5 protein-coding genes and 1 rRNA gene are annotated in these 5,700 nt (G+C 73.3%); 1 reads left to right on the top strand and 5 read right to left on the bottom strand.

Going from position 1 to position 5,700, the window contains the following annotated elements; translation table 11 throughout:
- Positions 1–76 precede the first annotated feature (76 nt).
- Positions 77–193 (top strand): 5S ribosomal RNA (rrf, locus tag KUM03_RS29190).
- A 105-nt stretch (positions 194–298) separates the two neighbouring features.
- Here the strand turns inward: rrf and KUM03_RS29185 are convergent.
- From KUM03_RS29185 to KUM03_RS29165, 5 genes are all read right to left on the bottom strand, one after another.
- Positions 299–1,609: a DUF58 domain-containing protein gene (locus KUM03_RS29185; protein WP_217253140.1), complete on the bottom strand. Its 1,311-nt coding sequence runs from the start codon at positions 1,607–1,609 to the stop codon at positions 299–301.
- The gene (locus KUM03_RS29180) at positions 1,609–2,598 is read right to left on the bottom strand and encodes a MoxR family ATPase (RefSeq protein WP_217253138.1); all 990 of its coding nucleotides are present in this window, start codon (positions 2,596–2,598) and stop codon (positions 1,609–1,611) included. Before KUM03_RS29180 ends, KUM03_RS29185 begins: the two co-directional genes overlap by 1 nt.
- Entirely contained in the window at positions 2,598–3,818 is a 1,221-nt protein-coding gene (locus KUM03_RS29175; RefSeq protein ID WP_217253136.1) for a DUF4350 domain-containing protein, read from the bottom strand. The genes KUM03_RS29180 and KUM03_RS29175 overlap by 1 nt, the downstream gene beginning before the upstream one ends.
- Positions 3,815–4,552, bottom strand: coding sequence for a DUF4129 domain-containing protein (locus KUM03_RS29170; RefSeq protein ID WP_254400065.1), 738 nt, complete (start codon positions 4,550–4,552; stop codon positions 3,815–3,817). The genes KUM03_RS29175 and KUM03_RS29170 overlap by 4 nt, the downstream gene beginning before the upstream one ends.
- 37 nt (positions 4,553–4,589) lie before the next feature.
- Positions 4,590–5,700: glycerophosphoryl diester phosphodiesterase membrane domain-containing protein (locus KUM03_RS29165; protein ID WP_217253132.1), on the bottom strand; the 1,111-nt coding region annotated here is incomplete at its 5' end.

The raw sequence follows: 5,700 nt of genomic DNA, 5'->3' as shown, positions 1-5,700 counted from the left end.
CACTGTGTTGGTTCTGAAACCACGAACAACCCCATGCTCGTTTACGGGCGTGGTGCGGTTGACAGTTTCATAGTGTTTCGGTGGTCATAGCGTAGGGGCAACGCCCGGTTACATTCCGAACCCGGAAGCTAAGCCTTACAGCGCCGATGGTACTGCAGGGGGGACCCTGTGGGAGAGTAGGACGCCGCCGAACAATTATTGCGAGAAAGCCCCGCACCGGGAACGGTGCGGGGCTTTCTGCGTTTCAGGGGTAAGAACCGCTGGGGTGGCGGGGCAGGAGAGCCCCGCCGTTCCGCCGTTACAGGCGTCCCGCCGCCTTGAGCTCCAGATAGGCGTCGGCCAGGGCCGGGGCGAGTTCGTCAGGGGTCGCGTCGACGACCGAGACTCCGTGCCGGCGGAGCTGCTCCGCGGTGCGGTCCCGCTCTGCCTGAGCCTGCGCGGCCGCCGCTGCTTCATAGACGGCGTCCGTGCTCCCACGGGCCTTGGCCATCCGGGAGATGTGCGGATCGGCCACCGACGCCACGAGGACGGTGTGGCGCTGGGTGAGTTGCGGCAGGACGGGGAGCAGGCCCTCTTCGATCGGGGCCGCGTCGAGGGTGGTGAGCAGGACGATCAGGGAGCGGCGGGGAGCCGACCGGAGCGCGGTGGCGGTGAGGCCGCGTGCGTCGGTCTCCACGAGCTCCGGTTCCAGAGTGGCCATCGTGTTGACCAGGGAAGGGAGTACGTCGCCCGCCGTGCGGCCCTGGACGAGGGCGCGTACCCGACGGTCGTATGCGAGGAGGTCGACGCGGTCGCCGGCGCGGGAGGCCAGGGCGGCCAGGAGCAGAGCGGCGTCCATGGACGCGTCGAGGCGCGGGGCGTCGCCGACGCGGCCGGCCGAGGTGCGACCGGTGTCGAGGACGAGCAGGATGTGCCGGTCACGCTCGGGGCGCCAGGTGCGTACGGCGACGGCGGACTGGCGGGCAGTGGCGCGCCAGTCGATGGAACGGGTGTCGTCTCCGGGGACGTACTCGCGCAGGCTGTCGAACTCCGTTCCCTCTCCACGAGTGAGCACGCTGGTGCGGCCGTCGAGTTCCCGCAGGCGGGAGAGCTTGGAGGGGAGGTGCTTGCGGCTGGTGAAGGGGGGAAGGACACGCACCGTCCAGGGGACCCGGTGAGTGCCCTGGCGGGTGAAGAGGCCCAGGGGGCCGGAAGAGCGGATGGTGACCCGGTCGGCCTGGCGGTCGCCTCGGCGGGTCGGGCGCAGGCGGGTGGTGACGCGGCGGCGTTCACCGGCGGGCACCGTCACGCGGTGACGGGAGACCGCCGTCTCCGTGCCCCGCTGCCAGCTGCTGGGCGGCCAGGCGTCTCGCAGGTGGGCCCGGAGCGGGCGGTTGGACGGGTTGGTGACCGTCAGGGTGACGTCGGCGGTGTCGCCCAGTCGCGTCGAGGTGTCGCCGGAACGGGTCAGGCGCAGGCGTCGTACGGGGGCGGCCAGGGCGAAGTCGCAGGCGCAGGCGACGGCGAGCGGGCCGTTGACGGCGACGACGCCGGTCCAGCTCGGGTCCCAGATGCCGACCGGGAGCGAGCCCAGGGCCGCGAGGAGCGCGGCGCGTCCGGTGAGTGCCATCAGCGGGGGACGGGGACGTGGGCGAGGATCGCGTTGATCACGGAGTCCGTGGTCACGCCCTCCATCTCGGCCTCCGGGCGGAGCTGGACGCGATGGCGGAGAGTGGGGAGGGCCAGGGCCTTCACGTCGTCGGGGGTGACGTAGTCGCGCCCCGTGAGCCATGCCCACGCGCGGGCCGTGGACAGCAGTGCCGTGGCTCCGCGCGGGGAGACGCCGAGGGTGAGGGACGGCGACTCGCGGGTGGCCCGGCAGATGTCGACTACGTAGGCCGTGATCTCCGGGGAGACGGACGTCTTGGCGACCTCCGCGCGGGCGGCGTCCAGGTCGGCGGCGTTCGCGACGGGGCGTACGCCGGCGGCGCGCAGGTCGCGCGGGTTGAAGCCGGAGGCGTGGCGGGTGAGGACGTCGATCTCGTCCTGGCGGGAGGGGAGGGGGACGGTGAGCTTGAGGAGGAAGCGGTCCAGCTGGGCTTCCGGGAGGGGGTAGGTGCCCTCGTACTCGACCGGGTTCTGGGTCGCGGCGACCAGGAAGGGTTCCGGGAGGAGTCGGGGGGTGCCGTCGACGGTGACCTGACGTTCCTCCATGGCTTCGAGGAGGGACGACTGGGTCTTGGGGGGCGTGCGGTTGATCTCGTCGGCGAGGAGGAGGTTGGTGAAGACCGGGCCGGGCTGGAAGGAGAACTCGGCGGTGCGGGCGTCGTAGACCAGGGAGCCGGTCACGTCGCTCGGCATGAGGTCCGGGGTGAACTGGACGCGTTTGGTGTCCAGTTCCGTCGCGGCGGCCAGGGCGCGGACGAGGAGGGTCTTGGCGACGCCGGGGACGCCTTCGAGGAGGACGTGGCCGCGGCACAGGAGTGCCACGACGAGGCCGGTGACGGCGGCGTCCTGGCCGACCACGGCCTTGGCGATCTCGGCGCGCAGGGCCTCCAGGGCGGCACGGGCGTTGCCCGCGTCCCCGGTCTGCCCGGCGTTGTCAGTGGTCGGGTCCATCATGGACGGCGTACCTCTCTTTCGAGGGCGTCGAGTTGGTCGGCGAGGGCGATGAGGGCCGCGTCGTCGCCGGGCGGCGGGCCGAAGAGGAGAGTGTGCAGGGACTGTCCGTCGCCGTGTTCGCCGCGGAGGTGGGCGGACAGGGCGGGGAGCAGGGCCTCGGGCGTGTGCGCCTGGGCGACGGGGGTGCCTACGAGGGGGGCGAGGCGGGTGCGGGTGGCGGAGCGAAGAGCGGTGGCCGCGCGGTCGCGGGCGTTCGCCTTGCGGTAGAGGCGGGCGCGGCCTTCGGCGGTTTCGGAGGCGCGGATCGCCACGGGGAGTTTTTCGGGCACCAGGGGGCCGAGCCGGCGTGCCCGCCACAGGGCCGCGAGGGCCGCGGCGATGAAGAGTTGCAGGGTGCCCCAGAGCCAGCCGGAGGGGAGCAGGTCGAAGAAGCTGCGTTCGTCGTCCGGTGCTGTGGTGTCGGAGACCGAGGGGAGGTACCAGACCAGGTGGTCGCGGGAGCCGAGGAGTTGCAGGGCGAGCGAGGCGTTGCCGTGCTCGTCGAGGTGGTTGTTGTAGAGGATGTCGGGGGCGCCGAGGACGACGGTGTCGCCGGGGGTGCCCTCCCGGGCCGGCTCACCGGCTGCGTCGGGGATGCGGAGCAGGGTGGCCAGGCGTCGGCTGGGGTAGCAGGCGTCGGCCTCGATGTGGCTGCTGCTGTAGCGGATGCCGCCCGTGTCGGCGGTGCCCGCGCGGCGGGCGGCGGGCAGGTCGCAGGCGGGGGCCAGCGTCGAGTCGAAGCTGAGCGCGGGGTCGGCGGTGACGCCGGGGGCGAGGCGTTCGACGGCGGGGCCGCCGGGGGCCACGAGGAGGGTGCGGCCGCCGGACCCTTCGGTGGCGGCGTGCAGCTGTGTCTGCTGGCGTTCGGTCAGGAGGTCGGGGACGGCGACCAGGAGAGTGGTGTCGGGGCCGGCGGCGGCGCGGGCGTCGTCCAGGGTGGTGACCACGCGGGTGGACACGCCCCGGTCGGCGAGGAGTTCGGCGACGGCCCGGCTGCCGTAGGGGTCGACGGAGCGCGGGTCGAGTTGGCCGTGCCGGGCGTCGGAGCGGACGACGGCGATCGCGACGGCGCCGGCGAGCAGGACGACGAGCGCGAGGGCGATGCCCCGGGCGCGGGTCCACACCTGGCGGGCGCTGGGCGAGGCCGAGGTGGTGGGGAGCGTGGCCTCGGTGGTCATTCGGCGGCTCCCGGGCGGGTGTCGCGGTCCGCGTCGCCGGCCGTGCTGGTCGCCAGTTGCGGCTTGCTGCGTTCCAGGTCGCGGTCGAGTTCGGTGAGGCGCCGGTACGACTGCTCGGTGCCGGGGCGTCCGCCGTACGTGACGTCGTCGAAGTCCCGGGCGGCGGCGCGCAGCCGCCCGCCGTGGTCGGGCAGGGCGCGGCCCGCCTCGCGGGCGGCCTCGTCGGCGGTGCGGCCGGGGCGGGCGTCGAGGAGGGCGCGTTCCTCCAGGGCACGCACGATGGCCCGCATGCGTTCCTGGACGGCCTGGTTCCAGTGGCCCTGGGCGGCGTGGGCGTCGGCTGCGGCCCGGTGGTCGGCGGCGCTGCGGGGGCGGTCGTCGAACAGGGCGGGGGCGGAGGCCGGCGAGCGGCGGGGGGTGCCCAGGCGCCACCAGAGGGCGCCGAGTACGGCCAGGACCGCCACGATGACGACGACCAGGCCGAGCGTTCCCCCGGGTGTCGCGGAGGAGGCGCGACCGAACAGCTCGCCGACCCAGTCCCAGAAGGCGTTCAGGGCCCGCTGGAACCAGCTGGGGTCGTTCTCGTGGTACATCCGCTTGGACAGCTCCCGCCGTGCGGCCTCCCGCGCGGGGTCGCGCGGGATGGTCACCGGCGGTTCGTCGCCGGAGTGCGGCAGCGACAGCACGGGGCGGTCGCCGGCGTGCGACACCGTCCGTGCGGCGGTGCGTGACAGCACCTCCGTGACAACTCCCCCCGCCCGGCTCACCGCATCAGCTCCCCGGGTTGGCGCCGGGAGCGCCGGGGCCCTGGGCTCCGGCGGCGCGGGCCAGCTCGAGGTCGAGGGCCTCGCGGCGGATCCGCTGGTCGATGTAGAGCAGCACGGCGACGCCCGCCGTGATCGGGAAGGTGATCATCGAGCCGATCACGGAGCCGATCCCGCTGACGATGAGGAAGGTCCAGCCGAGGCTCCCGGTGCCTTCGAGGAAGCCGCCGACGCCGTCACCGCTGAGGGCCGCGGCCAGGAAGGCGAACGGGATCACGATGATCGACGCGACGACGTTCGCGATGATCGTCGCGAGCAGCTGGATGCCGAAGACCCGCCACCAGGAGCCGCGCACCAGCTTGGTGGAACGGCTCATGGCCTTCTTGATGCCCTGCTTCTCCAGCATCAGCGCCGGGGACGCCAGCGAGAAGCGGACCATGAGCCACACCGCGACGACACCGCTCGCCAGGAAGCCCAGGATGGTCAGGGCCAGGCCGGCCCCGCCGGCGCCCGCGGCCGCGACCACGAGGCCCGGGGCCATGCCGACCGTGACGATGCCGGCGACGATCAGCAGAAGCAGGACGATCAGGCCGAACAGCCTCAGAACTTGCGGGCGGGCGTCCCGCCAGGCCTCGCCTATGGTCACCTTCCTGCCGAGTACGGCGCGGCTGGTGACGGTCGTCAGCAGAGCGGTGGCCAGGACGGTGCCGATCAGGGAGATCAGGAAGATGACACCCGAGTTGATCGTGGTGTCGGCCATGGCGTCGCCGAGTTCGCTCAGTGTGGCGTCGGGGTCGTTGAGGGCCTCCGAGCCGACGTCGTCCAGGACGAGGCCCTGGAGCAGCACGACGATGATCTCCGTGAAGACCGCGACGGTCAGCGAGATGCCGAGGACCGTGCGCCAGTAGGTGCGCATGGTGGAGACGGCGCCGTCGAGGATCTCGCCGACGCCCAGCGGACGGAGCGGGATCACACCGGGCTTGGCCGCGGGCGGGGGACCGCCCCATCCGCCTCCCCAACCGCCGTGGCCACCAGGGGGGCCGTAACCGCCGTAGCCACCGCCGTAGCCGCCTCCGGGGCCCCCGGGGGGTGGGGCGGCGCCCCAGCCCGCGTTGGGC

The sequence above is a fragment of the Streptomyces sp. AC602_WCS936 genome, from assembly GCF_019049125.1.
Taxonomy (GTDB): Bacteria; Actinomycetota; Actinomycetes; order Streptomycetales; family Streptomycetaceae; genus Streptomyces.
This window is presented reverse-complemented; position numbering and strand designations above follow the sequence as displayed.